General features: G+C 41.7%; 22 protein-coding genes. 2 read left to right on the top strand and 20 right to left on the bottom strand.

The window, feature by feature from the left end; genetic code table 11:
• Window positions 1–2 precede the first annotated feature (2 nt).
• The 15 genes from pglX to V1224_02505 form a co-directional block, all read right to left on the bottom strand.
• Window positions 3–3,590 carry a BREX-1 system adenine-specific DNA-methyltransferase PglX gene (pglX, locus tag V1224_02575; GenBank protein ID WWR16361.1) on the bottom strand — a complete coding sequence of 1,196 codons (3,588 nt, stop codon included), beginning with the start codon at window positions 3,588–3,590 and terminating at the stop codon, window positions 3–5.
• A gap of 14 nt (window positions 3,591–3,604) precedes the next feature.
• Window positions 3,605–4,822 (bottom strand): hypothetical protein, encoded by a 1,218-nt coding sequence (locus V1224_02570; GenBank protein WWR16360.1) that lies wholly within the window; start codon window positions 4,820–4,822, stop codon window positions 3,605–3,607.
• Window positions 4,819–5,328, bottom strand: coding sequence for a DUF4365 domain-containing protein (locus V1224_02565; GenBank protein WWR16359.1), 510 nt, complete (start codon window positions 5,326–5,328; stop codon window positions 4,819–4,821). The genes V1224_02570 and V1224_02565 overlap by 4 nt, the downstream gene beginning before the upstream one ends.
• Before the next feature lie 35 nt (window positions 5,329–5,363).
• Window positions 5,364–8,891: a BREX system P-loop protein BrxC gene (gene brxC, locus V1224_02560; protein WWR16358.1), complete on the bottom strand. Its 3,528-nt coding sequence runs from the start codon at window positions 8,889–8,891 to the stop codon at window positions 5,364–5,366.
• Between the two features lie 14 nt (window positions 8,892–8,905).
• Entirely contained in the window at window positions 8,906–9,463 is a 558-nt protein-coding gene (locus tag V1224_02555) for a DUF1788 domain-containing protein (GenBank protein WWR16357.1), read from the bottom strand.
• A 60-nt stretch (window positions 9,464–9,523) separates the two neighbouring features.
• Window positions 9,524–10,144: a DUF1819 family protein gene (locus tag V1224_02550; GenBank protein ID WWR16356.1), complete on the bottom strand. Its 621-nt coding sequence runs from the start codon at window positions 10,142–10,144 to the stop codon at window positions 9,524–9,526.
• A 42-nt stretch (window positions 10,145–10,186) separates the two neighbouring features.
• Window positions 10,187–10,411, bottom strand: coding sequence for a helix-turn-helix transcriptional regulator (locus V1224_02545; protein WWR16355.1), 225 nt, complete (start codon window positions 10,409–10,411; stop codon window positions 10,187–10,189).
• A 204-nt stretch (window positions 10,412–10,615) separates the two neighbouring features.
• Complete coding sequence (locus V1224_02540) at window positions 10,616–10,969, bottom strand: TnpV protein (GenBank protein ID WWR16354.1); 354 nt, start codon at window positions 10,967–10,969, stop codon at window positions 10,616–10,618.
• 18 nt (window positions 10,970–10,987) lie between these two features.
• Window positions 10,988–12,382: a relaxase/mobilization nuclease domain-containing protein gene (locus V1224_02535; GenBank protein ID WWR16353.1), complete on the bottom strand. Its 1,395-nt coding sequence runs from the start codon at window positions 12,380–12,382 to the stop codon at window positions 10,988–10,990.
• Window positions 12,331–12,672 (bottom strand): plasmid mobilization relaxosome protein MobC, encoded by a 342-nt coding sequence (locus V1224_02530; protein WWR16352.1) that lies wholly within the window; start codon window positions 12,670–12,672, stop codon window positions 12,331–12,333. The genes V1224_02535 and V1224_02530 overlap by 52 nt, the downstream gene beginning before the upstream one ends.
• A gap of 329 nt (window positions 12,673–13,001) precedes the next feature.
• A complete protein-coding gene (locus V1224_02525) occupies window positions 13,002–13,334 on the bottom strand; it encodes a hypothetical protein (protein WWR16351.1) in 333 nt (110 codons plus the stop codon).
• Window positions 13,331–14,263, bottom strand: coding sequence for a ParM/StbA family protein (locus V1224_02520; protein ID WWR16350.1), 933 nt, complete (start codon window positions 14,261–14,263; stop codon window positions 13,331–13,333). The genes V1224_02525 and V1224_02520 overlap by 4 nt, the downstream gene beginning before the upstream one ends.
• A gap of 53 nt (window positions 14,264–14,316) precedes the next feature.
• Window positions 14,317–15,345 carry a DUF6017 domain-containing protein gene (locus tag V1224_02515; protein ID WWR16349.1) on the bottom strand — a complete coding sequence of 343 codons (1,029 nt, stop codon included), beginning with the start codon at window positions 15,343–15,345 and terminating at the stop codon, window positions 14,317–14,319.
• 92 nt (window positions 15,346–15,437) lie between these two features.
• Entirely contained in the window at window positions 15,438–16,541 is a 1,104-nt protein-coding gene (locus tag V1224_02510) for a site-specific integrase (GenBank protein WWR16348.1), read from the bottom strand.
• Window positions 16,542–16,560: 19 nt separating this feature from the next.
• Window positions 16,561–16,755 (bottom strand): DNA-binding protein, encoded by a 195-nt coding sequence (locus V1224_02505; protein WWR16347.1) that lies wholly within the window; start codon window positions 16,753–16,755, stop codon window positions 16,561–16,563.
• Window positions 16,756–16,946: 191 nt separating this feature from the next.
• Here V1224_02505 and V1224_02500 point away from each other — a divergent pair, with 191 nt between their 5' ends.
• Together V1224_02500 and V1224_02495 are read left to right on the top strand one after the other, a co-directional pair.
• A complete protein-coding gene (locus V1224_02500; GenBank protein ID WWR16346.1) occupies window positions 16,947–17,372 on the top strand; it encodes a hypothetical protein in 426 nt (141 codons plus the stop codon).
• A gap of 148 nt (window positions 17,373–17,520) precedes the next feature.
• Window positions 17,521–17,985, top strand: a complete 465-nt coding sequence (locus V1224_02495) for a helix-turn-helix transcriptional regulator (protein WWR16345.1) — start codon at window positions 17,521–17,523, stop codon at window positions 17,983–17,985.
• Window positions 17,986–18,112: 127 nt separating this feature from the next.
• Here the strand turns inward: V1224_02495 and tuf are convergent, their stop codons facing one another.
• The 5 genes from tuf to rpoC form a co-directional block, all read right to left on the bottom strand.
• Entirely contained in the window at window positions 18,113–19,300 is a 1,188-nt protein-coding gene (gene tuf, locus V1224_02490; GenBank protein WWR16344.1) for an elongation factor Tu, read from the bottom strand.
• Window positions 19,301–19,407: 107 nt separating this feature from the next.
• Window positions 19,408–21,525: an elongation factor G gene (gene fusA / locus V1224_02485; protein ID WWR16343.1), complete on the bottom strand. Its 2,118-nt coding sequence runs from the start codon at window positions 21,523–21,525 to the stop codon at window positions 19,408–19,410.
• A gap of 14 nt (window positions 21,526–21,539) precedes the next feature.
• Window positions 21,540–22,031, bottom strand: a complete 492-nt coding sequence (rpsG, locus tag V1224_02480; protein ID WWR17409.1) for a 30S ribosomal protein S7 — start codon at window positions 22,029–22,031, stop codon at window positions 21,540–21,542.
• Between the two features lie 116 nt (window positions 22,032–22,147).
• The gene (rpsL, locus tag V1224_02475) at window positions 22,148–22,567 is read right to left on the bottom strand and encodes a 30S ribosomal protein S12 (protein ID WWR16342.1); all 420 of its coding nucleotides are present in this window, start codon (window positions 22,565–22,567) and stop codon (window positions 22,148–22,150) included.
• Window positions 22,568–22,737: 170 nt separating this feature from the next.
• Window positions 22,738–26,523 carry a DNA-directed RNA polymerase subunit beta' gene (rpoC, locus tag V1224_02470; protein ID WWR16341.1) on the bottom strand — a complete coding sequence of 1,262 codons (3,786 nt, stop codon included), beginning with the start codon at window positions 26,521–26,523 and terminating at the stop codon, window positions 22,738–22,740.
• Window positions 26,524–26,603 lie beyond the last annotated feature (80 nt).

Below are 26,603 nucleotides of genomic sequence, written 5' to 3'. Positions count from 1 at the left end.
CCTCACTTAATCTTTGCCAACACATCCTTGAAAATCTCATAATTATGTTTTACGCCGTCATCTAAATCAATCGCAATCATCTGATCTGCCAAATGATGTATCTTTTCTTCATATGTGTGTAGTTCGTCTGCCTGCTCCTGAATCTTTTTGAGCGATTTATTCAGTTTCACACGCTCACTTGTTCCGGCATTTGCAATTCTATGTTCCAAATCCGCAATCGCTGTACGATATCGGCTTTGCTGTTCATGCACATAATCCGTGCGGATACGGGCAATCGTATCCGGTTCGTAGCGGTGCATATAAATCAGGCATTTGAATCCGTTCTTCTTGCCGGAATCAAAAAGCCAGTATATCGGACGCTTTTGGTAAATTTTACAGTGATCTTTGTAAAAATCATTGAGAAAGTAATTGCGGATCACTTCTCTTGGCTGTCCTTTTCCACCTAATGCGTCTGCGATAAATTTCAAATTTTCTTCCAAGGACTTCTCTCCATAAACAATACGAATAAAATCCATAAATTGTCCTACAATATCATCGGCAAAGTATTCGTCATCGGTAATTGGAATAATATTACTCTCTGTAACTCCCCAAAACATTTCTGCATCTTCCATGTGTTCAATATCTTTTAAATAGACTTTCTCATAAGTATCAATTGGCGCACCATACTTATATAAAGCTGTTCCATGCGCCGCAATATTAGGATTGATATTAATTACTTCTATAGGAAAGTCACCATAAACTTCATTAAAATTCCCTCCTGCATAGATTAACCCCTGCTTATAAATCGAATAACGCCCAAACATACAACCGACTGCATAAGAAATTAAACTCTTAATATCACGTTGTAGGTCAGCCTTTCGAATAGTTACGTCTTTATCGTCTACCTCTGGACTAAACTCATTCTGCAACCCATATATATCAATAAAAATACGGTTTAGTTCCTCCTCGTTTGCCTTTAACTGATTGAAACGAGTGTCACATTCCGTTTTCCAATCCTTGTATTTGTCCATAATCAATCCATCCTCTATTATACCTTGAGTTAATGGATGTCCTACAAAATCCCATGATGTTTCAAAAGAATCCCAGTCCACTTTGGAAAAATTAACATTTTGTTCCGCCAAGTCAGAAACTTTTTTTTTCTGACTTTCAATGTTGGGTACTATTATCTTTCCCACATCACCTACTTGGCAATGAATCGTAGAATTAAATACTTTGAGCAGTTCTGCAAATATTGACGTATTTACGTAACCCAAAAGCCATAGTTGGTCTTTCTCCTTTGGGAAAAAACAATGTCCAGAAATATCATAAAACGTATCATCCGGCGCGATACGAAAACTATTTTTACTTATTGTCAAATCCGTCCATGTACACTTTTTCTTTTTCAAAAACTCCAAATCCAATACTCTTGCATTTTTTTGTGATAAAATATAATCTGGTGTTTTGTTGTAAAATAAAAGATATTCTAAATTACCATACCATTTTCTATATGCTCCTCCCTTTAGGTATTTGATCCATTTTAGTCCAAAACTAGAACCACGAAACTCATCAAATCTAATTTCATGCCAAAATCGTAAATATTTGTCATTATTTGAAGTTTGCATACCAACTTTTGGCTCGGCAATTTCTGCCATAGTCTTATAACTGCCATACATTTCATATATTTGACGTTGAAGCCAATATGCTATTGGCATTCCAGGAATTTTTTCAAAGTTATCTTGTTGAACAAGGTGTAAACCTCTACCATCCAAAAATGCTCTTCTGCGTTCTTCAATACTATGCACTTCACCTTGGCTATCAAACAATCGATAATAACGACCTATATATTTTTTTATACGTTGTTTTGAAATTACAAATGATGTAGTACCAAAATCTGAGCCAAAAATACCTCGTCCTGGATGTACCATATTAATAATCATGTTATTCCGTAGAATATTATTCCGCATTTTTTCATAGCTTGATAAAAACATCCATACAGGGATATTTATCATAGACATATATCCAAACTTTGAACACATATCCAGAATATGTTCCATCATAATAGTGCTCATATCGGATTTGGTATTTGGAAATTTTCTCTTTACAAAAGTAGACAATATATTTGACATCCCTGAACCACCCATATACGGTGGGTTCGTTACCACCACATCATACTTCTGCGCCAAACTCTGTGCCACCTGTACTAATGGCAGTAATTCTAGCGCCCCTTCCTTATGTATGGAAATATCCTCTTTAATTTCCTCAAATCTCGCATAAATCACATTCCAATTCTGCTCTGTAACAGTAATAATAGAACCATACTCTTTCGCATCATGCATTTCTTCCATAATGGTTCCCATAACCTCTTTTAATTCAGCATTCCCATTACAAAAATATTCCAACACATGACTATCCACATCATTACTTTCCTGAATTGCATACACCCTTGGCTGTGGCACTTTAGGTTTTCCGTCTTCATCTTTTCTTTTCAAAAAACGCTTATCATACTGACACGCTTTCATCATAACAGCAAAATAAGAAAGCTGTGCCGCCCGCTCATCAATATCCAGACCATAGATATTATTCTTTACAATACTGGCAACTGCTTCCTGTGTGGTATAGCCATATGATTCATAGATCTGCATCAATACATCAAACATGTAAACAAGGATATGCCCACTTCCCTGACAGGGATCAATACAACGGATATCCTCCGGTGTAAGCTGCGCATACTCTGCGCGAATCTTGACAAGTTCAGCCTCTACCTCCGGCTCCTGCTCCGCCTCCTCCAAATAATATATCCAATCCGCTTTTAGTTCCTCATTCGGATGTCCCTCCAGCCACAAGCGCCCCAAAGAGTTCTCCACCATATAGCGCACGATCCAATCCGGTGTAAAAAGCTGGGTAGCCGCCGGGATATTTTCTTTTGTTATTTTCACATTCTTTTTCAACGCAGCAAATACTTCGTCCTTTTTTTCGCTGTTATAATATTGGTACATCCACCCTATGATCTGTACCGCATCTTTCCAGTCTTCCTCCGGAATAAGCGCTATCATCCGCTCAATAACACTTCCTTCAAGCAGCAGTTTATCCGGCAATAAAAGTTCCGTATAATCTTCTATTTTCTGAAACATTCCGGGCAGTACAGCGTTCAAAGCATTACACTGTACCACCAGCAAATATTTGTATAATTCCTCGGTCTGATTGGCATCTTTATAGGCATAGACTTTCTCCATATCCAGTCCATCTATCTCTAAGTCAATTGCCTCGTTCAAAATTTGGGGCTGAAAACGGTTATCACAATCGGTAAATATTTTCACACGGTCAGGTAAATATCCGTTTACTTCCATAAATCGCAATGCCAAGAAACGGTTAAACCACGTATAGGCAACCTCCTCTATCACTTCCTCATAACCTTTTTTCCGAATCTGCGCAATCAAAGCCTTCCTTTGTTTCTTTTCAATGTCCGATAAAATTCTCCCATTTATGCTCTCTGCGGATACATCACCATAATCTTCTGCCGTAACGCCATAAAAGGTTGCCCTCTGACCAACGCGGACAATCAGTTCTCTTCTCGCCCATACTGCATATTTCTTTAACACATTTTTATCCATCGCATTCGTCTCCATTACTCCACTACGCTAAAGATCACATTCTCCATAACTGACTTTACCTGACCTTTTAAATCACCAACCACTTTAACTGCCTTTCCATGTTGATGAGCAGCGACTGCCTTATCATAGTCCTCTCTATCCAATTTCACAGTGACAGATTTCACTCTTGCATTATCACCAACATAAATAACAATGGTGCCATACTCTCTGCTATCAATAACCGGTGCCGCTTTTAATTCTATAATTTTACCGACAATTTCTGTTCTTTCGATGGTGCCATACTCTCTGCTATCAATAATTGGTGCCACTTCTAATCTTTCAATTTTATCAACAGTTTCTATTCTTTCATTCGTATATTCTGTTATCTTAGAAATAATAGTCCTGATTGGCTCGTAATAGTCATTTGTTATCAATATTCTGTTATATTTACATTGATTACTTCTTACAGTCGGCGACCATTCCGCCATAAATTCGACGGTTGTATCTTCTGTATCCATACTTAGTCCACTCAGAGCTTCATAAAAATTAGAACTTATAGGACTATCATAATTCGCTAAAGATTCCAAATTGCCAGCATCAATCTCCTGTTTGATTGTAGCAATATTTGTCAATAACCGATTGATAACTTTTCTAGTGAGTGAATTTGCACATTGTTCCTCATCTGAAAGAACGTTGATTTTTTTATACCCTACTGTCCCCGTAAAATCGACAAACGGACATATAACCGATACAACATAGCTTCCAATTTCCGTTTGTCCAAATCTGCACTGTGAAAGAAAGTTCCGAACAGGTTCGTTAATTCTTCCATAATGCATTTTTTTCGGATTAATTACATCAAGCGCCGTAGCCGCTATCAATTTCTTTGCATTGACAAATAATTGAATGGCATCATCAAACATGATATTTCCTGACTCTACCTCTTTTTTATCCAACCTTATTTTTAAAATATCTGTATTTGGATTCAATAAATACAGCATAAGCTGCTCAACAGATTTTTTTTCAACATAAGCGATCTTACAGACTGCATCATACATCGCATTCTTATAATCCCTCAACTTTTTATCAAGTGGTATTGTAACCTGTTCAAACAAATCCTCTTTTTTGTATTGAAAAATTTTAATATCATTTCTTTTGATTGGGTATAGCTCCCAATTTGTTTCTGATAGATATTTTGTCACAGCCAGAGGATTTAATTTCAATGTCATATCCACAAAATTTACAGAATATATCATAAAATCCCCTCCTCAGCCGCTTTTTTGATCAGATTTTCAATGGTGTCCGCATTTAAAATGTTTTCCTTAGGAATTTTAACTGTAACATTATCTTTATTATCAGACACTTCTTGATTCTGTAATGATAGCCAAAACATTTTTCCTTTAATCATCAATTCATCTGGCGTCCATTTCGTCCACTCTTCCATCTCTTCCGGCAGGATCAGCAATGCCAACATACTGGGCATCGTAGCAGGCATACATAAATCGTTATAATTTTTCACCTTTAACTTATACGAGATTTCCTGTTTGCCTATTCTATATTGTGATTTGGAAGATGTTGCTTTCAGTTGTACACTAATCTGCGAATTGAATGACACATTTTTATCTATATTTAAAACCTTTTTTATAACGACATCAACACTATCCTCATCATGTTCTATTCGCTCAACTGCAATTCCTCTAACGGCAGCTATTGTTTTAAGATAGCATATGCTTAAATCCTCTTTTATTTTTTCAATATCCATACCCTGCCTCCGTTATAGAATCATTCCTATTTGTTCTATTTTAATTCAATCCCATCCGAACCTTTTAACAATGTCTTTAACTGTTCTCTGAGCTTATCCACATAGATATCAATCTCGTCCTCGCTTTCAAGCCTTGCTGCCTTCAGTAAGGACTGGCGAAAAATAGGCTTATATGTTTTCTTCGATGTTGGATTTGTGTTCATAGGCTTTGGCGGTTCTTTAGGTTTTGGCGGCTCCAATGCGCCCTCTATCTTAGACACAGCATCATCCCGATAATTCCACATTGGTATCGGATACCCCTCCATCAATGCAAGGCTCATCGTTTCTGCAATCTTCTCTTTCTGCTGTGTATAATAGATATCCGACCTTTCAATGATCGTCTTTACTTTTGCATCTCCGTTGCCTGCCTGATGAATCTCTCCCATACACTGCTGAACAATATCCAAAAGTTCTTTTCGTTTCTCAATTAACATTTTGTCATGAGAAGTTTTTACTTTTGCAATTAAATCATTCAACTGCGGAATTCTGCCATACTGATATTTCCCGCTTGTTGGCAGCATCGTAATAAGACGTATTGTACTTAAAGCAGTATTCGCTTCCTCATCCTTACGAATATAATCCAAATCATTTCGCAGCTCTGTTTCAAATTTCACTGCTGCATCAAATATACTAACCTGTGTTTTAAAGAAAGCCTCCACACTTTGCATTGCCTCCTGTGTATCATAAAGGCTGTCTTCCTTTTGAAGCACACGTTCAATGAACGCCAAATTATCCTTCTGTTGTGACAATACATCCTTCACGATGGCAAGTGCAGTATTAACCACTGGTTTATCCGGATAGTTATGCCCTTCATATCTTCTGAGCAATTCCTCATAGTGAGTACGCAACCCCTCAAATTTTTCAATCATAAAGGCAATCAATCCATCCTCGTCTGACGGAACATCCATTTGACTAAAATAATCCCGTAATAAATCTTTTACTGCCTTCATTCTGGCTGCTGATACTACCTGTCGTTTGGATATTTGCGTTTTTCCAATCTCACTCTTTTTGCGAAGCATATCGGGTAGTTTTGGATTGTTGGGCTGTACTGTAGAACCTGCATACTTAATTGTCACTTTCTGCTCCACAATCAGCATTGCACATACTGCCGCAATATCAATCTCTTTCCACCCATAAGGAATAGACTGATAGCGACTCTGCACATCAGCCATAGAGGTGGGAAGATGTTTTCTTTCCTGCATTTCTAAATATTCTTCTACTTTAGCTGCCGCGTCACGGTTCGGTTCAGTACCAGGAAGCATATTTACTGCACCTGTAAGAATCGCAATAATATCTGCATCCGACTCTGCATTTTTTGAAATCAAACCCAATTCGCTATATACATGTGTCACCAGATATTCCAATGCCTGATCCAGTTTGCTCTTGGCATTCCCGCTGTTTATCTCAATATGTTCCCCATCTACATAAAAAGCTGCACCCTCAATTGCCTTTTCTAATTGTTCCTTTGCACTTGATTCGTATCTTTCCGCCTCATTTTGATGATTTTTGATAATATTCTTCACAGATTCCGGCAACTGTGCTATATTTCTTTGTTTCTTATATTTCCACACCTTCTCGGCGCTTTCCAGATATTCATAATATGGCGTTTCCGCAAGTACCACAATTGCCTGCTTTGCTGATTCTGCCAGCATACGAAGTTCCGTCTTCTCCGCCCACTCTGTCGCCACAGTCATAATCCTAAGACGCATACCGCCTGTCAAAGCGCCTACCGCAGTATAATCTACCATCTGGTCAAAGGCAAAATCATATTTTTCATAACGATACTTCTTCGTATAATATATTTCACCAAATATGATATGCGCAATTTTACCAACAATTGTTGAAGTATCAACCATCGTATTCGTGATTTCTTTCTGAATGTCCTGTTCTTCGTCGGTAAGGAAATTATAAGTATCACCACTTCTTCCAATATAGTTCTGGCTCAACAGACGATCTAACGATCCGCTTACCTGAGCGCGCATAATGATTTTATCTACCCGGATATCATCTGCCATTAAAATGACAATATTATCCAGATTTGCCTTTATATCATCTATGTAACGGATTAAATACAGGAGTTTTAACACCGACACATCCTGCTGCTCAATTCCATCTTTATTGTCAGCCGCCTTTTGACAACGCTCAATGACACGGCGAATAGAACTGTCAAGAAACGTATGTACTGTATCATAAAACAGATAAAATGGAGCTAACGCATACTCACTCTTATCTTCTATCTTCTGTGCCGCCTCCTGAAATCCTGACAGCATAGACCGCTCTCCACCAGAAAGATGCTTGCCCGAATTACCATGCTTGCGGATTTCAGAGAAAACTTTCTGCATAATAATAAACTGATATGGTACAAACGGAAAATTCTTCGCAAACTCTACAGAACTCCCATACCCTTTCATATCCAAAACAGAATCTGTAAAAGTAAAGAGATTCCGAAGCACTGAATCATTCTCGTTATATACTTTTTCCAGAGAAATAAACGCATCTTCTTTCTTACGCAGGATACGTTTTTGAATCACTTCATCCGCAGAAGACGATGTCAGAGATAATCTGGTGCTGAATCTGGCCTGAATACGTGAAAATTGATCCTGTCTTGTCTTGATAATCTCATCAATGGCTTCTTGTCCGGTGCATACCACCCATACCCTGCCGCCACATTCACTTCCGATTTTTTCCACAAAAGATTGCAGATTCATCAATAAATCAATACTGTCTCCCACATACTGCCCCACCTCGTCTACCATAAATAAAAGGCGAAAATCCTTTGGCTGTGTATCAATATATTCTTTTATTTCCAAGACAAGCTGTGCTATGCTGGTTTCCACCGTCTCTGTCCCATCAAACCAGTTATGTGCCGCTGTCTCGCTCATTCCCAATACTTCCATCAAAGTATCAACAACATCGTCCTCAAAAAACGCAAATGCATCGCGTGATTCTAGCCATGATGCACCATTTTTCTCCTCAAATACTCTGCGAAATTCTGCTGTTTTACCTTGTCTTTCAACAAACTGTTCCAGCTTCGCTACCTTCAGATTTTCGCCATAAAATCCAAGGTAGTTATAGAACATTTTGGCAAACACGCGAAGAACTGCCGTTTTATCCTTATTGATAGAACCCTCAATATCTATATTAAACAATATTGTCTGATTTTTACCGCCAATCGCCCTTGCTATAGACATAAAGGTTGCTTCATCATCAAATTTCTCGCGGAAATAGTCCTCTACAGTTCTTCCATCTATCTCTTTATTCTCTAATAAATACGAAAGCATTTTCAAAAAATGGGATTTACCACTTCCAAAAAAGCCCGATATCCACACCCCCACATCCGCTGTCGGTTCTTCTAAAGAACTGCCATAATGATTAAAAAAGTCAATCAAATGTTTGCGAATGTCTTTGGTTATGACATATTCCTTTACTTCCTGTTTCAAAACCTCGTCTGTGTTTTGGTCTACTTTAACCACTCCATTGATTTTACGATTGATATCATCATAGAACATATTTTGAATTATCATTGGCAGCTCTCCTTCTAAACAATGTTAAACGCTCTGTAATACGGATTCGGTTCTAACTGATCAAACAGCCTCACAAATCTTCCATCATATTTCCCTGGATAAAATACCAGTATCGGTATATCCGAAAACTCTGGCTGTAATGCTTCCAATAATGAATGGATTCTCATAAATGGAAATACTTCTCCTATTCCAGTGAGCATCAGCACATCTCCCGCGTTATGTGGTCCGTATTGTATCTGTTCCACAAAAGCCTTGTTATTTGCAAAACGCTGTATCTGCTGCAACAGGTAATCCTTTCCCTTTTTTTCTTCCATAGCAGGCGCACCGCTTGTAATGCGCTTTTCATCACATATTTTGAGAAATAACTGATACAAATTGCATTGTATCAAATGACATTCTAATGATTGATCAACCATTAACTGCTCTATAAAGTGACGAACGGTCATCTCTTCTTTGGGATCATAACAAAAAATACGGATATTCACCTCATTGCTTAATCCCTTTCCCTCAAGAAACTCTTCCTGTTGAATTTCCTGTTTCAGATTGTCCAGTCTTTCATTTAATTCACTCACTTATATAACCCTGTTCCTTTCACAGCAGGTTGAAAATTTCAATTTTCAACCTTATTCTCCCTACATAAAACAATTAAATGCCGGAAGCGCTCTTTCATCATTGTTATTTCGTATTCCATTTTCCAGCACGGAACTAAGCAATACCGGGTTAAGATGTTCTGATTTAATATGATCTAAATAGCCATTTTCAACTAGAATTTTAATAAGTACCTGTCGAATTTTCTTAATTGTACTATCACTCCATGCAGATACAAAATCATCCTGCTCCTGTATCTGCATGAAAAATATATTTATATCCTTTTTTCCAAAGGAAAACTCCTGCAAACGATACTTCTCCCCGATAACCGTCAGCATAAAATCCCATACCAAGCGATACCTCTTCATCATCGCATATAAGCAAATTTGCTTTGCTGTTTCCATTGGCTGTGTTGTTATCGCTGTAATCAAATTTCTATCATTTAACGCATATAATCTTGCAATGCAGGCTTTCGAGATAGATGCGAGTGATTTTTCCGTAGGATACTGAAACAGATTATCATCCACAATTCGTTTAATCACTTCACCATCATCCAGTCCTTCTGCCATTAACTTTGCAGTTGTCCGCATTTCATAAAATAAAAATTGTTCTCTGGTTAATTGTCCAGAGCCTTTGTAGGGACTTGTGTTTTGTGTTTCTGACATCTGATACCTCCATGCCATATTTCCTTTTCATTCCAAATATGTTTATTTTGACTCTGTGTCATCCACTGTTTCCACAAAGTCTACAATATCTCCAACATTGCAATGAAACACTTTACATATTTTCATAAGCACCTCGGTACTTACAATTTCGCCTTTTGACATCTTCGTTACAGTCGCCCAGCTTATGCCAGCCGACTTCTGCAAGTCTTTCTTCATCATGTCATTATCAATTAGTAACTTCCATAATTTTTTATAGCTTACAACCATCCTTTGTCTCCTTGTTCTTCACATGAATCAAAGTATAAATCACCAAGAATAATTATAGCACAATGGTTGTTATCTCACAAGGAAATATCTTTACTATCGCAGGAATTAACTTTTAATTCTACATAAATATTCTAGCAAGAAACCATTTCGCTATTTATATTTGCAATATTATAAATGTGGGGCAGATTTCTCTGTCCCACATTTTTATAAACAATATACAATTTCTTCCCTCACAATCTCCTCTGCCCTTTCCCGAATATTGTTCATTCGCTTTACCCAAAGCATCTGATTCTGCGCCTTTAACTGTTCCGTCACTCCCTCCCGCTCTGCCATCTGCTCCACAAGTAAATCAAATCTTTCCTCTGACTGTTCCTGTATCATCAACAGATGATTCTTTAATTCTCCAGATAACAGTAATCCCGAATAAATACCTCTCCTGTGGTTTTCCAAATAGGATTTTCTCATCAATCCAAATTTCCTTAACTCTCCCTCCGGCTCCGGATCAGGAATTAAGTTCGGTATCAAATAATCTCCACATTTTTCATATGTTATGTTCATAGCAATTTCCTCACTTTCTTATAGACTCATTTCTTGTTTCCGATCAGGCTTTTTTCTTTCCTGATTTTCTTTCTCAATCCCTAAATACTGTCTTATGTTCTTCAACTGTTTATCCGCTTCCGTCGCCTCCTTTTCTGCTGTCTGATATGTTTTCTTCAGTTTTGCCTTTTGCACTGTCATTGCATCATATTCCGCCTGCATCTTTTCCACATCTAGTGAAGCAGTCTTTATCCCATACCGTTTCAGCATATTTTCAGCGCCGCCAAACAGAATAATCTGTGTTTCATGGCTTCGAAAATAAGCATCCCGATCCGTCGCTTTCTCATATCCTCTCTGGTATTTCCTGTTTGCCATATACTGTTTTGCGTATTTTAGGATTTCCGCTTTTGCTTTCATCTCATGCTCCAAATCCACAACCGCACTCCGTGCCGTTTTGGCTGTGGCATTTTTCTCTGCAATTTTCCGTTCCAGTTCCTCTACAGAACCGCCCTCTGCATAACTCGCCGCAGCAATCTTTAAATTCTGTATATCCGCCCAATGCTTTAGCGCGCCATTCTCTTGAAATTTCTCTTTATCTGTGTTAATCAGAGTCCGCTTTGCATCCGGTCGCTTTGGAAAGGGAAATTTCCTTTTTACAGGAAAATTTTCCTGTGCCTTTACACGTTTTTCAATTCTCTCTCTGATTAATTCTTTCGTATATCCCACACCAAAATTCTTTTCACTGACACGTGTAAATCTGCTCTGTCCCGATGCGGAAAATGACAGATATTTCAGCACATTGTCTCCAAAGCTTTCCCCTTTTACCTTATATCCTTTTGTCTGCATCCGGCTGATAAAATCTTCATAGCTATGCGCTTCATGAATGGCATCATCCATATCAGATTTCATCCGCGCTTTCCATGAAGTTCCCACCTTTGCCATCTGCCACTCATAATGTGTCTTTCCTTTTTGTCCTGATGGAATAATGACCGACAATCCATGTTCCCTGCACAGTTCGTCTGACAAATTCCGTATCTGCCTGTATGTGCGCTTACAGTCATTGTATTTTTTATGTTCCACATTATCAACCGCACAGAAAATGATATGATTATGACAGTGTTCCTTGTCGATATGCGTTGCAATGACATAACTGTATTTATTTTCTAACAGCTTGTCCGCAAGCTCTATTCCCACCTGATGAGCCGTATCAAAATCCACTTCTCCCGGCGCAAATGACTGAATCAGGTGGAATGCCTGCTTATTCCCAACGCCAGAAGATTTTGACAACGCATCCATAAAATCATAATGCGCTGTCTCTATTCCGCAGGCAAATGAATCTATCAAAATCTGTCCGTCAGTTTTCTCCGGATTGCAGATATATTTTAATGCTTTCTGTACGGTTGCTTTGACAGCATGGATTCGTGTGTACACCATACCTGTTTCATCAGCTCCTTAACTTCTTCAATATCATCCTGATAAGTGTTACCCGTAGAACTTATCCTTGTCGCTATCTGATTCAGGCTTTTGCTGATTCTGCTTAGATTGACATTGTAGTCATGCAGTTCCGAGTAATCTACAAAATAAGTATATCCGTACAAGATCAAATGCCGAAGATAATCATTTCTATTCTTGTATTCTGCATTTTTACATTTGGCATCTAAAATATACTTCTCATCATCACTCAGGCGTAAAATAAGCTGATTTTTTCGATTTCGTTTTTCCATTCTCAACCTCCATTGTTTCATAGATTGTCTAAAATATTGATGTTACTGTTTTCTTGCTCTACACTCTGTTCTATATGCATTTCAAAGGGGTTAGGGGATTTTCCCCTACAAGCGGATTGGATATCCATTTTGCAAACGTGTAAACGGTGCAAAATCGTCATTTGGATATCCGAATCCAGTGCTTGATATTCTACCAAAAACCTTAAACAAAGAGAGTAACAAGTCCAGAAACATATTTCCCGATTTATTTGTACAGTTCCTAAAATCAGCCATTTCCCCAACTTATTGCCCCGTCTGCTAAAACTGCTCTTATTTCTGCTATTTTTTCCTCAAAACAAATCCTCCAGTACATCTAACACATCTTCACTGATTTTTGGCAGATGATTGTCCTCTTTTTCTGCCAATTTCTCCATTTCTACCATAGGCAATGCAGTTTGCCCTCGTAGCAGATTCTCCATCTCGCTTCTGAAACGCTCCCAATAGTTTTCAGATATCTCCGCTTTATTCTCTGCATTCGCATTTTCAAAGTAGCGGACAAGCGACTTGATTATGACTTTTGAATAAGTCTTCTCCACCGACTTGTCCATTGTCTGCATATAATCCCATGCTTTCCTATGTTCCTCTTTATCGAGATTGAAGCGGATATTGATATTTTTTATCATGATGCCTTTCCTCTGCTCTGTGTCCGTTTCAAGGTCTGTAATGCCAATACCTCATACCCCTTTGCCGTTGCACAGATATCCTGAATAATCACTACTCTGTCCGCATCATATTCTGCAAAATTCTTTATCAAACAGCCACCGCCGCCTATTACATACAGCTTCATCAGATCGGGATTATAGCCATACTCCCGAAGCTTACTGAATACCCGCATTACATAATCCTTTGCCACTTCTGAAACCGCCTGTATGTACCGTTCAGGAATATCAGCAGTTCCTTTGAGGAATACTTCCTCAATAATATGATCCGGAACCTCGCACTGGCAGTTTCGCATAACCTCGTTTCTTGCCTTTTTCATACACTGGTACACGCCAAACTGCTCTGTAAAGATTTTGCCCGCTAAAGGCTTTCCATTCTGCATAAATGCCACATTCATCGTTCCATTGCCGATATCCGCCAGCACGGTATTCCCTCTGATATCTCCATCATAATTGATAAATGCGGCATATCCCTGTGGATGAATGGAAGCATCCGCAATAACCACATGATAGGATTCTCCGTTATATTTGAAGCGTACATCCTTCTCACACAGCAGATATTCCCGAAAACTTTCTTTCTGCTCCTTTACCCAGAATAATGGCACTCCTGCGGCTAAATGGATAACTGCCTCATTCTTTCCTCTGAATTTGAGTTCTTCCGCAACAGCCGCAAACGTTAATATCCAATAATCCCCGTCATGGATTTTCTGTACATGAAACTCCTTATGACCGCCGCCAATTCCGTATTCTTTTCCTTTGTATTCTAACGCTGTCGCTCCCAGCTGCACCTCTTTTTCAACGCTGGCGGCAAAAATTCTGTGTGCCGTTTTCATGTTGCCATATCCATGATCCACGCCTAAAATCAATTTCCCGTTATAATATAATTCCTGCATAATACATTCCTCCAGTCTTTATGATATTTCCGGTCGAAATACGGTATTGCTGACTATACTTCGTTTCTGCCATTCCCGTATTCATAATAATTTACTTCTGCACTGTAATAATTACTGATTGTGTTTGGTGCATTATAAAGCGCTGTCAGTAGATACGCCTTAATATTCGCTATATGGGTTGTGGTCTTTTCCATGCTGTCCAAAACATAGCGAATATGTCCCGAATCCAGCTTTAGAAATTTTCCCTTGACTAATCCATACGGATACTCTGCACCGCCGATACGAATACTTTTTCTTTGGACTGCCACCACATCTACGATGATTTCTACCAGCTCGTCCAGCAATTCATACTGATATTTCATATCCGCTTTCAGAATCTCATAATCTATATTTTCTTTCACAATCTGCGTATAAATCTCTATCGCATCCATCTGATCCGTGTCTGCTTCTCCCTGATTGATGGATAGATAATCTTTATTAGTAATCTCTATGGTATTCTTTGTATTAGTCTCCCCTTTCAGGGAGAGACCTGCCGCCTTTGAAGTAGTACCCTCCCTCTTTTCAGGGATGCCCCTCCCTCCTTCTACGGATAAAGGTATCTCCTTTGGCGGGGAGAGGGTATTTTCCTCAATCTCTTCTGGAAATGTTACTTCATATAGCCTCTTGGGAACCAATTTGATAAACAGAACATTATTCAAAATCTGCCCTCTTACTTGGATTGTCCTGAAAATGCGTTTAATAATACCCATGTTTTCAAGAGCCTTTACTGCCTCTGTCGCCTGTTTCTTTGATAATCCAAAAGTTTCTGCCATTTGGTCATAGCTGCGCTGTAAGTAATCATCACGGAATTTCTTTTTCATGCCGATTAACTGTCCGCTTTCCTCATCCCGTTCTTCTTTTGGTCGATACCAATATACGATATCTGCTAAAATATGAATCGCATTATTATGTGGCGCACCATTCGGGTATCTGATTGTCTTAAACCACACCATAGGAATTACATTTCCTGTAAAATTCATGGTTCCAACTTCATCCACAATAGGATTTCCCGTTGAATACCGAAATGCCTTTTTATATCCCATCCTTTCCCTCTTTTCGCAATTTGATATTTACTTCAAAGAGAGCCTTTGTTATACTGAATTTGCAATCTGAGTATAGTAAGGCTCTTCTTTGCTTACTCCGAAATGCCCTTGTTACCAGCAGGGGCATTTTCTTTTATTTCTGCCATCTTGTCCAGCATATCCGCTACCTTTTCCTGCTCTGACGGATATAAATGCCCATAAGTATTCAATGTGATACGAATATCTTTATGTCCAAGACGTTCCTTAATAATCATAGGCTGAACACCAAGATGTATGAGATAGGCACAGCTTGAATGTCTTAGGTCATGGACACGGATATATTTGACTCCCGCTTTATCCACATGGCGTTTCATCACATGCTGTACTGCCTCCGGCACAACTGCAAAAATCCTTTCATCTGCGGGCAGCTTATACATAGACGCCATATATGTTTTCAGTTCTTCCGCCAGAAATTCAGGAATGATTACCGTCCGCACAGATTCCCTTGTTTTAGGTTCCGTAATCTCGTCTTTTCCCTTATGCCGGAAATATGTCTTAGTAATAGATATCCTCCTGTTTACCGTGTTAATGTCCGATGCAGTGAGCGCTAGGGCTTCACCAATCCTGCATCCGCTGTAAAACAGCAGATCAAACAAAACGTGATACTTACTCCCCAAATCAAAAGTTTCGATAAAACAATTAAATTCGTCTAACGTCCAGAATTGCAACTGCTTTTTATCTGCATCTGCCCTGCCCATGCGCTTTACTTTCGTGCAAGGATTATCTTTTAAGTTGTAAATCTTTGTGGCGTGGGTAAATAGTGCCGTCATCTGATTTTGAAGCATGCGCTGATAGGTTTCCTTAAATCCTTTGGATCGGATCTCATTCTGCCACTGAATAATATCCGCTGGTGTAATGCCATCCATAGCCTTATTACCCAACAGAGGAATAATGTGATGTTCAATCATATAACGCTTATTCCGAATCGTGCGCTGCTTCAATTCGCCTTCTTTATCCCTGAAATATACCTCTACAAAATCCACCAGCTTCATGTTCATATCCGTTTTTGATGCCAAAAGCGTATTGCGCTCCCATTCCAAGGCTTCTTTTTTACTCACAAATCCCCGTTTCTTCTTATGCTTTTTCTTACCCTGCCAGTCCTCCACCCATATCTGTGAAGTCCATGTGCCTTTTTCCGTATCTTTGGATACTGCCATTCTATAATCACTCCCTTCTTTATCCGATATTTCTTTTGCCGAAGTAAAATCTTTCACTCCAATATGTACGGGGTACTTTTGCCTGTACCGTCATATATCCGGCAGCCGCCAACTCTTCGTTAAGCTGACGGATAATGCGATACCCTTTCTGTTTTGACACGCCCAACTCCTGAGCGACATCATCAACAGTCATCATATAGTTTGTCTTTTCCATATCAATTCTCCTTTCGCATTATATTTTCTCTAATTACGCATTTCGTATTAGGATTAATCTAATATTATTACTTGTTGTTTATTTTGTCAATACTATTTTAAAATTATTTTTTGATATTTACGAATTGCATAATACATTGTGCGATGGTATAATACTGTTTATAAGACAGATTAGGAATTGGGGGCATTATCATGGAGGAATTGTTAGTATATGCTATTTTGCTTTATGAGGAATTAGTAACAGAAACCGACTACAATAAACGGCTTGATGAATTATTTCTCAACAACCCCGAAAACGATGATTTTCTTTATTTGGAATGGGAAACAGACATTAAAAAAGCTTTTATTTATATAAGGACACATATTGATTACAAAAAGCTTGACCTTGAACGGTTTGGCAGAATTTTAATGAGCAAATTAGAGACGATTTATGCAAACTGCTCGGATATTGAATATTTTGCAAATCGAATGTATAGCTTATGGGAAAGTCTTCCCGGAAATATTCAGGACATAGAACCATTTTGGACTCTATGCTATGCCGATGACCCTTTATCATGGGGAGACGAAAAACAAACCAGAAACATTTATGAACATATGCTAAGTTACTATAAGGATTAAGTGAATATAACAAAAGATTGAAAAACTGCGTAAAAGTGTTGAAAAGAAACATAATCACAAAAAGTGAATTCAAAAACCTCCAGTTTATTGTAAGAACACATTTATAAAAATTAAATAAAAAACATTTAACAGAAAGGAATGTAATTACATGGGTTATGGTCAAAATCTAAAAGATATTTTGGACAGCAAGGGCATGACAGTAAAAGAGCTTGCGTTAAAAGCAAAGATAGCACCGACAACACTTTATTCGATTATCCAGCGGGACACTGCTATCCGTTTTGACACCGCACTTAGAATTTCTAATATATTGGATATCCCCATTAGTTCTATCTGTAAAGATAATCCCTATGACGATATCGAAACCTTACCGGCACTTCCATCTGACAATGAAAAGTGGAATATTAACAGCCATAAGAACGCCTATATATCAGATCGTACCGCCCGCATATTGAAAAAATTTGATTACACAGAACTGCCTATGGTAGATGAATTGATTGCAGATTTATATGTACTGGACGATATAACCAGACGTGATCTGTTTGAATATGCAAAAATGCTGAAGAAAAATCATACCTCTCCAGAAAGAGCCGCTGATCTGAAAGATATAAGGTAGAAAAACAACGCAGGAATAAAATATCGTAGCCATTATGTAGCCACTTTAGTTCTCTAAAGTGGCTTTTCACATAAAAAGGCTTTCGGAGAAATCCCCGAAAGCCTTGATTTTACTGAATATATTACAATTACTCGATGATTGTAGCAACCCTACCTGAACCAACAGTTCTACCACCCTCACGGATAGCAAACGTAAGACCCTGCTCCATAGCGATCGGATGGATCAGCTCGATGGTCATCTCTACGTTGTCGCCAGGCATACACATCTCTGTGCCTTCCGGAAGGTTACAAACGCCTGTCACGTCTGTTGTTCTGAAGTAGAACTGCGGTCTGTAGTTATTGAAGAAAGGTGTATGACGTCCACCCTCGTCTTTTGTCAGAACATAAACCTGTGCCGTAAATTTTGTATGGCAGGTTACAGTACCCGGTTTTGCAAGAACCTGACCTCTTTCGATGTCTGTTCTCTGGATACCACGAAGAAGTACACCGATGTTATCACCAGCCTCTGCCTCATCAAGCAGTTTACGGAACATCTCGATACCCGTTACAACGGATTTCTGTGTCTCTTCCTTGATACCGATGATCTCTACTTCGTCGGACATGTGAAGCTGTCCACGCTCTACTCTACCTGTAGCAACAGTACCACGGCCTGTGATAGAGAATACATCCTCTACAGGCATCAGGAACGGCTTATCTGTATCACGCTGAGGATCCGGAATATAATCATCAACTGTGCTCATGAGTTCCATGATCTTGTCGCCCCACTCGCCGGTCGGCTCTTCAAGTGCTTTCAGAGCAGAACCCTTGATAATCGGGCAATCTGTAAATCCATACTCTTCAAGCTGCTCTGTTACTTCCATCTCAACCAGCTCGATCAGCTCAGGATCATCTACCATATCGCATTTGTTCAGGAATACTACAATATAAGGTACACCTACCTGACGAGAAAGAAGAATGTGCTCTTTTGTCTGAGCCATCACACCGTCAGTTGCAGCTACTACCAGGATTGCACCATCCATCTGAGCAGCACCAGTGATCATGTTCTTTACATAGTCAGCATGACCCGGGCAGTCAACGTGTGCATAATGTCTCTTGTCTGTCTCATACTCAACGTGTGCTGTGGAGATCGTGATACCACGCTCTCTTTCTTCCGGAGCTTTATCAATGTTCTCGAAATCTGTAGCTGTATTACCAGCAACTCTTTCAGACAAAACTTTTGTGATTGCGGCTGTTAAAGTTGTTTTACCATGGTCAACGTGTCCGATGGTACCAATGTTACAATGTGGCTTGTTTCTTTCAAATTTAGCTTTAGCCATTTTTGATATTCCTCCTTGATTTTGCTTTTCTTAAAAAAGACTAATAAGTTTCAGATTTCTACCCGACTACCTTTGATTATAGTAAAGATAGCCGGATATTTCAAGTATTATTTCGCTTTTGCTGCCAGTACTTTTTCCTGTACGTTCTTCGGTACCTGCTCATATTTTTCAAAGAACATCGAGTAGTTTCCTCGTCCCTGTGTCTTGGAACGCAGGTCCGTAGAATAACCGAACATCTCGGCAAGAGGAACAAACGCTCTCACCATCTTGCCGCCGCCGATGTCATCCATGCCTTCGATACGTCCCCGGCGGGAGTTGATGTCACCGATAACATCTCCCATATATTCTTCCGGCATCGTCACTTCCACTTTCATGATCGGCTCAAGCAGCACTGGAGCCGCTTTCTGCATTGCCTCTTTGAATGCCAGTGAACCGGCGATGTGGAATGCCATCTCGGAAGAGTCCACTTCATGATAGGAACCGTCATATACGTTCGCGTGTACGCCTACGACAGGGAAACCGCCCAGGATACCCGCTTTTGTCGCCTCTTCGATACCTTCGCCGACAGCCGGGATATATTCCTTTGGAATTGCGCCGCCGACAACAGTGGATTCAAACTTGAACAGTTCTTCTCCGTTGGCATCCATCGGCTCGAATTTGACTTTACAATGTCCATACTGTCCACGTCCACCGGACTGTTTCGCATACTTGCTGTCAACTTCGACTGCCTTTGTGATCGCCTCTTTATAAGCAACCTGAGGAGCACCTACGTTTGCCTCCACCTTGAATTCACGCAGAAGTCTGTCCACAATGATTTCAAGATGCAGCTCTCCCATACCGGCGATGATCGTCTGACCTGTCTCCGCATTCGTATGTGCGCGGAATGTGGGATCTTCTTCTGCCAATTTTGCAAGCGCTTCGCCCATCTTACCCTGACCTGCCTTTGTCTTCGGCTCGATCGCAAGCTCGATAACAGGTTCCGGGAATTCCATCGACTCCAGGATTACCGGATGCTGATCGTCACAGATTGTATCGCCTGTCGTCGTAAACTTAAAACCTACGGCTGCCGCAATATCACCGGCGTACACTCTGTCAAGCTCCGCCCTCTTGTTTGCGTGCATCTGCAGGATACGTCCCACACGTTCTTTTTTATCTTTTGTCGCATTCAGTACGTAGGAACCGGAGTTCATCGTACCGGAATACACACGGAAAAATGCAAGTTTTCCTACGAACGGGTCTGCCATGATCTTGAATGCAAGCGCGGAGAACGGTTCATCATCAGAGGAATGTCTCTCCACTTCATTGCCATCCAGATCGGTTCCCTTAATAGCAGCAATATCTGTCGGTGCCGGCATAAACTCCAGGATCGCATCCAGAAGTTTCTGTACGCCTTTGTTTCTGTAGGCAGAACCACAGCATACCGGAATCGCGGTACACTCGCAGGTTCCTTTCCTCAGAACCGCCTTCAAATCCTCTACCGAAGGCTCTTCCCCTTCCAGATAAGCCATCATCAGGTCATCGTCTAACTCACAGATTTTTTCCACAAGCTCTGAACGATACAGCTCTGCCTCGTCCTTCATATCATCCGGAATATCTGTGATTGAAATGTCGTCGCCCTTATCGTCATTATAGATGTAGGCTTTCATTTCAAACAGATCGATGATTCCCTTGAAATCGTCTTCCTTACCGATCGGAAGCTGAAGTATAACTGCATTTTTTCCCAATCTGGTTTTGATCTGGTCGACTGCGCCATAAAAATTAGCGCCTAAAATGTCCATCTTGTTGATGAACGCCATTCTCGGTACGTTGTAGGTGTCAGCCTGACGCCATACATTCTCAGACTGAGGCTCTACACCGCCTTTGGCACAAAATACACCGACTGCGCCATCCAATACGCGGAGTGAACGCTCGACTTCTACCGTAAAGTCAACGTGGCCTGGCGTATCAATGATATTGATACGATGTTCCGGAGCTCCCGGCTTCGGTTTACAATTTTCTTCCAGAGTCCAGTGGCATGTGGTAGCGGCTGATGTGATCGTGATTCCTCTTTCCTGCTCCTGTTCCATCCAGTCCATCGTGGCAGTACCTTCATGGGTATCACCAATCTTGTAATTTACACCCGTATAGTACAGGATACGCTCTGTAAGAGTTGTCTTACCCGCATCGATATGAGCCATAATACCAATGTTTCTGGTTCTCTCTAATGGATATTCTCTTCCAGCCAAGGGTTCTTCCTCCTTTAGAATCTGTAATGTGCAAACGCCTTGTTGGCCTCTGCCATTTTATGCATATCTTCTTTCCTTTTGACTGCAGCTCCCGTATTGTTTGCTGCGTCCAGGATTTCATTTGCCAGCCTGTCTACCATTGTCTTTTCGCCTCTTTTACGGGAAAACATAGTAAGCCAGCGAAGTCCCAAAGCCTGGCGTCTGTCTGCTCTCACTTCGATCGGCACCTGATAAGTAGCGCCGCCGATACGTCTCGCCTTTACTTCAAGAACTGGCATGATATTATTCATTGCTTCTTCAAATACATCGATTGCCGGCTTTCCGGCCTTTTCCTCAACTTTTGCAAATGCACCATATACAATACGCTGCGCAACGCCGCGCTTACCATCCAACATAATGTTGTTGATGAGCTTTGTCACCACTTTGTTATTGTATAAAGGATCTGCCAATACGTCTCTTTTCTGAATATGTCCTTTACGTGGCACGGTTCTTCCCTCCTTAATCATCAAAGACTTAATTCATCGGTACTCACATTTTCTAATTTGTGTTCGTGCGGTATCTTGATCAGAATTCCAACACTTCTAAAATTAGCCTGTTTGTGGTATCATTTTGCTCGTTCCGCTTATTTCGAAGCCTTCGGTCTCTTAGCGCCGTATTTGGAACGCGCCTGCTTCCTGTTAGCAACTCCGGCTGTATCAAGAGTACCTCTGATCACATGATATCTCGTACCAGGTAAATCCTTGACTCTTCCGCCCCTTACAAGAACAACACTGTGCTCCTGAAGATTGTGGCCCTCGCCCGGAATATAGCTTGTAACCTCGATTCCGTTGGAGAGACGAACTCTGGCAATCTTTCTCAGTGCGGAGTTCGGCTTCTTAGGAGTAGCAGTCTTGACAGCGGTACATACACCTCTCTTCTGCGGAGACGATGTGTCAATCGCTTTCTTGCGAAGAGAATTATATCCTCTCTGCAATGCCGGTGCTGTAGACTTCTTTACAGATGTCTCACGACCTTTTCTTACTAACTGGTTAAATGTTGGCATTCTGTTTCACCTCTTTCATAAATATAATATATTGTTTCCATGTTGCCACAGTGCGAAAAATCATCAATAGAAAACGCATCTGCGTGCACACTAAATTAGTATAATCGCCCGCAAATGCGTTGTCAATCATTTTTTTAAATTGTCTGCTCAGCAACTTGCCGTATCAGTTTTTACACCTCTTCAATCACACCTGCCATGTCTGCTTCCGCAGTCTCATCTTGTTCATCCAGGTCATCGTCAAACGCTTCGGTCTCTGATTCCTCATCATCGAAATCATCCTCTTCCAGATCGATGTCATCATCCAGATCAAGATCTTCCTCCATTTCCGGTTCATCGGTAAATCCGTCCCGGACATCCAGATCATCTTCTTCCAGATCATCTTCAAAATAGATCGTATCATCCGGCTCTGTATCCGTACTGAGTTTTACGTTGCGGTATCGCTTCATGCCCGTACCGGCCGGAATCAGCTTACCGATGATGATGTTTTCCTTCAGACCGATCAGGTTATCGACCTTACCCTTGATCGCTGCTTCTGTCAATACTTTCGTCGTCTCCTGGAAAGAAGCCGCTGACAGGAAAGAATTCGTGGCAAGCGCTGCTTTCGTAATTCCAAGCATCACCTGCTTACCGACTGCCGGTTCCTTTCCTTCGGCAAACAGTTTCTCATTGATCTCCTCATAGTCAAGCACATCTACCAGCGTACCCGGCAGGAACTCCGTATCGCCGCTGTCCTCAATCCGCGTCTTTTTCAACATCTGACGCACGATAACTTCGATATGCTTGTCGCTGATGTCAACACCTTGCAGACGATATACACGCTGTACCTCGCGAAGCATATAATCCTGTACGGCACGAATGCCTTTGATCTTAAGCAGATCATGCGGATTGACACTGCCTTCCGTCAGCTCGTCGCCGGCTTCCAGAACAGCGCCGTCCATAATCTTGATACGGGAACCATACGGAATCAGATAGGTCTTACTCTCTCCCGTCTCATCGTTTGTGATCACGATCTCTCTTTTTTTCTTGGTATCTCTGATCTCAGCCACACCGCCAAATTCTGCGATGATTGCCAGTCCCTTCGGCTTCCTGGCTTCAAAAAGCTCCTCGACACGGGGAAGACCCTGCGTGATGTCGTCACCCGCCACACCGCCTGTATGGAAAGTACGCATTGTCAGCTGTGTGCCCGGCTCACCAATCGACTGTGCCGCAATGATGCCGACAGCCTCTCCGACCTGCACCGGTTCACCGGTCGCCATATTGGCGCCGTAACATTTTGCACAGATCCCGTTATGAGAACGGCATCCGAGTATTGTACGGATCTTTACCGCTTCAACCGGCTCACCATCTGCGTCCACGCCTGTATTCAGAATGCGGGCCGCACGGCTCGGGGTAATCATATGATTTTTCTTAACGATCACATTACCGTCCCTGTCTTTGATCTCCTCACAGGAAAATCTGCCCGTGATTCTGTCCTTCAGCCCTTCGATCGTCTCTTTCCCATCCATGAAAGCTTTTACCGTCATCCCCGGAATCTCTTCTCTGCCTTCACAGCAGTCAACCTCGCGGATGATCAGCTCCTGAGATACGTCCACCATACGTCTTGTCAGGTAGCCGGAGTCCGCCGTACGCAGCGCCGTATCAGACAAACCTTTGCGGGCGCCATGTGCCGACATGAAGTATTCCAGTACGTCAAGACCCTCACGGAAGTTCGACTTGATCGGAAGTTCGATCGTCCTTCCGGTCGTATCTGCCATCAACCCACGCATACCAGCGAGCTGCTTGATCTGCTGATTGGAACCACGGGCGCCGGAATCAGCCATCATGAAAATGTTATTATATTTATCCAGACCTGCAAGCAGCACGTCTGTCAGTTCTTTATCGGTCTCGTTCCACGTCTCTACAACGGCCCGGTATCTCTCTTCCTCCGTGATCAGACCACGCCGGAAATTCTGCGAGATCCGGTCAACCGTCAACTGGGCATCTTCCAGCATCTGCTGTTTCTGCTCCGGAACCGTCATATCGGAAATGGACACGGTCATGGCCGCTCTCGTGGAATATTTATACCCTGTGGATTTGATGTCATCCAGCACTTCCGCTGTCCGCGACGCACCATGCGTATTAATGACCTTTTCCAGAATCTGTTTCAGGCCTTTTTTACCCACATGGAAATCGACTTCCAGCTTCAGGAAATTTTCCGGATCGCTGCGGTCTACAAACCCCAAATCCTGTGGCAAGATCTCATTAAAGATAAACCGGCCAAGCGTGGATTCCACATTATCGCTGATCTTCTCGCCGTCTGCATTCTTCTTGCTCACTCTGACTTTGATCCGCGAATGCAACGTGATTACTTTATTCTCATAGGCGAGGATCGCCTCGTTTACACTCTTGAAGAATTTGCCTTCCCCTTTTGCACCCGGCCTCTCCTGCGTCAGATAATAAATACCAAGCACCATATCCTGAGAAGGCACCGCAACCGGACCGCCGTCCGACGGTTTTAACAGATTATTGGGCGAAAGCAGAAGGAAACGGCACTCTGCCTGCGCTTCCACGGAAAGCGGCAGATGGACTGCCATCTGGTCACCGTCAAAGTCGGCATTGAACGCGGTACATACAAGGGGATGCAGCTTGATCGCCTTGCCTTCCACCAGAATCGGTTCGAACGCCTGAATGCCCAGCCTGTGCAGTGTAGGTGCACGGTTCAGCATGACAGGGTGTTCTTTGATCACTTCCTCCAGTACGTCCCACACCTGAGTGTCCAGTCTCTCGACCAGCTTTTTGGCATTTTTAATATTCTGCGAGATTCCCTTGGCTACCAGCTCTTTCATAACGAAAGGTTTGAACAGCTCAATGGCCATCTCTTTCGGCAGACCGCACTGATAGATCTTCAGTTCCGGTCCTACGACAATAACAGAACGCCCCGAATAGTCCACACGTTTTCCGAGAAGGTTCTGACGGAAACGTCCTGATTTACCTTTCAACATATCAGAAAGCGATTTCAGCGCTCTGTTTCCCGGGCCGGTGACAGGTCTGCCTCTTCTGCCATTGTCAATCAGCGCATCCACTGCCTCCTGCAGCATTCTCTTCTCATTTCTGACAATAATGTCAGGTGCACCCAGCTCCAACAGCCTCTTCAGACGGTTGTTTCTGTTGATGATTCTTCGATACAGGTCGTTCAGATCGGATGTCGCAAAACGCCCGCCGTCAAGCTGTACCATCGGACGCAAGTCCGGCGGAATGACCGGGATCACATCCATAATCATCCACTCCGGTCTGTTGCCGGATTCACGGAATGCCTCCACGACTTCCAGTCTCTTGACGATCCTGGCACGTTTCTGTCCGGTCGAATCTTTCAGCGCCTCTTTCAGTTCTGTGGCATCCTCTTCCAGATCGATTGCCTGCAGCAGTTCCTTGATTGCTTCCGCTCCCATACCTACGCGGAATTTATTGCCCCACGTCTCCCGGGCATCCTGATACTCTTTTTCCGTCAAGACCTGCTTTCTCAGCAGATCGGTATCTCCCTGGTCGAGTACGATATAAGAGGCGAAATAGAGCACCTTCTCCAATACTCTCGGTGACAGATCGAGAATCAGACCCATGCGGCTGGGAATTCCCTTGAAATACCAGATGTGGGATACCGGAGCCGCCAGCGCAATATGTCCCATTCGCTCCCGGCGCACATTAGACTTTGTCACTTCCACACCACAGCGGTCGCAGATCACGCCCTTATATCTGATTTTCTTATATTTACCACAATGACATTCCCAGTCTTTGCTCGGCCCAAAAATTCTCTCACAGTAGAGACCGTCCTTTTCCGGCTTCAAAGTCCTGTAGTTGATCGTCTCCGGTTTGAGCACTTCCCCCCGGGACCACTCGAGAATTTTATCGGGCGACGCCAATCCGATCTTGATCGCATCGAATGTCATCGGCTGATAGGTTTCATTTGTTGTTTCTGGCATATATGGCACTCCTTCCATATTTTTGATAGGAATGAAGAGGTGGCTGTCGCTGCCTCTCCCACTAAAAGGCAATGCAGCTG

This window comes from Lachnospiraceae bacterium JLR.KK008, assembly GCA_037015955.1.
Taxonomy (GTDB): domain Bacteria; phylum Bacillota; class Clostridia; order Lachnospirales; family Lachnospiraceae; genus VSOB01.
The sequence above is the reverse complement of the archived record's forward strand: the minus strand, read 5'-3'. Positions and strand labels throughout refer to the sequence as shown.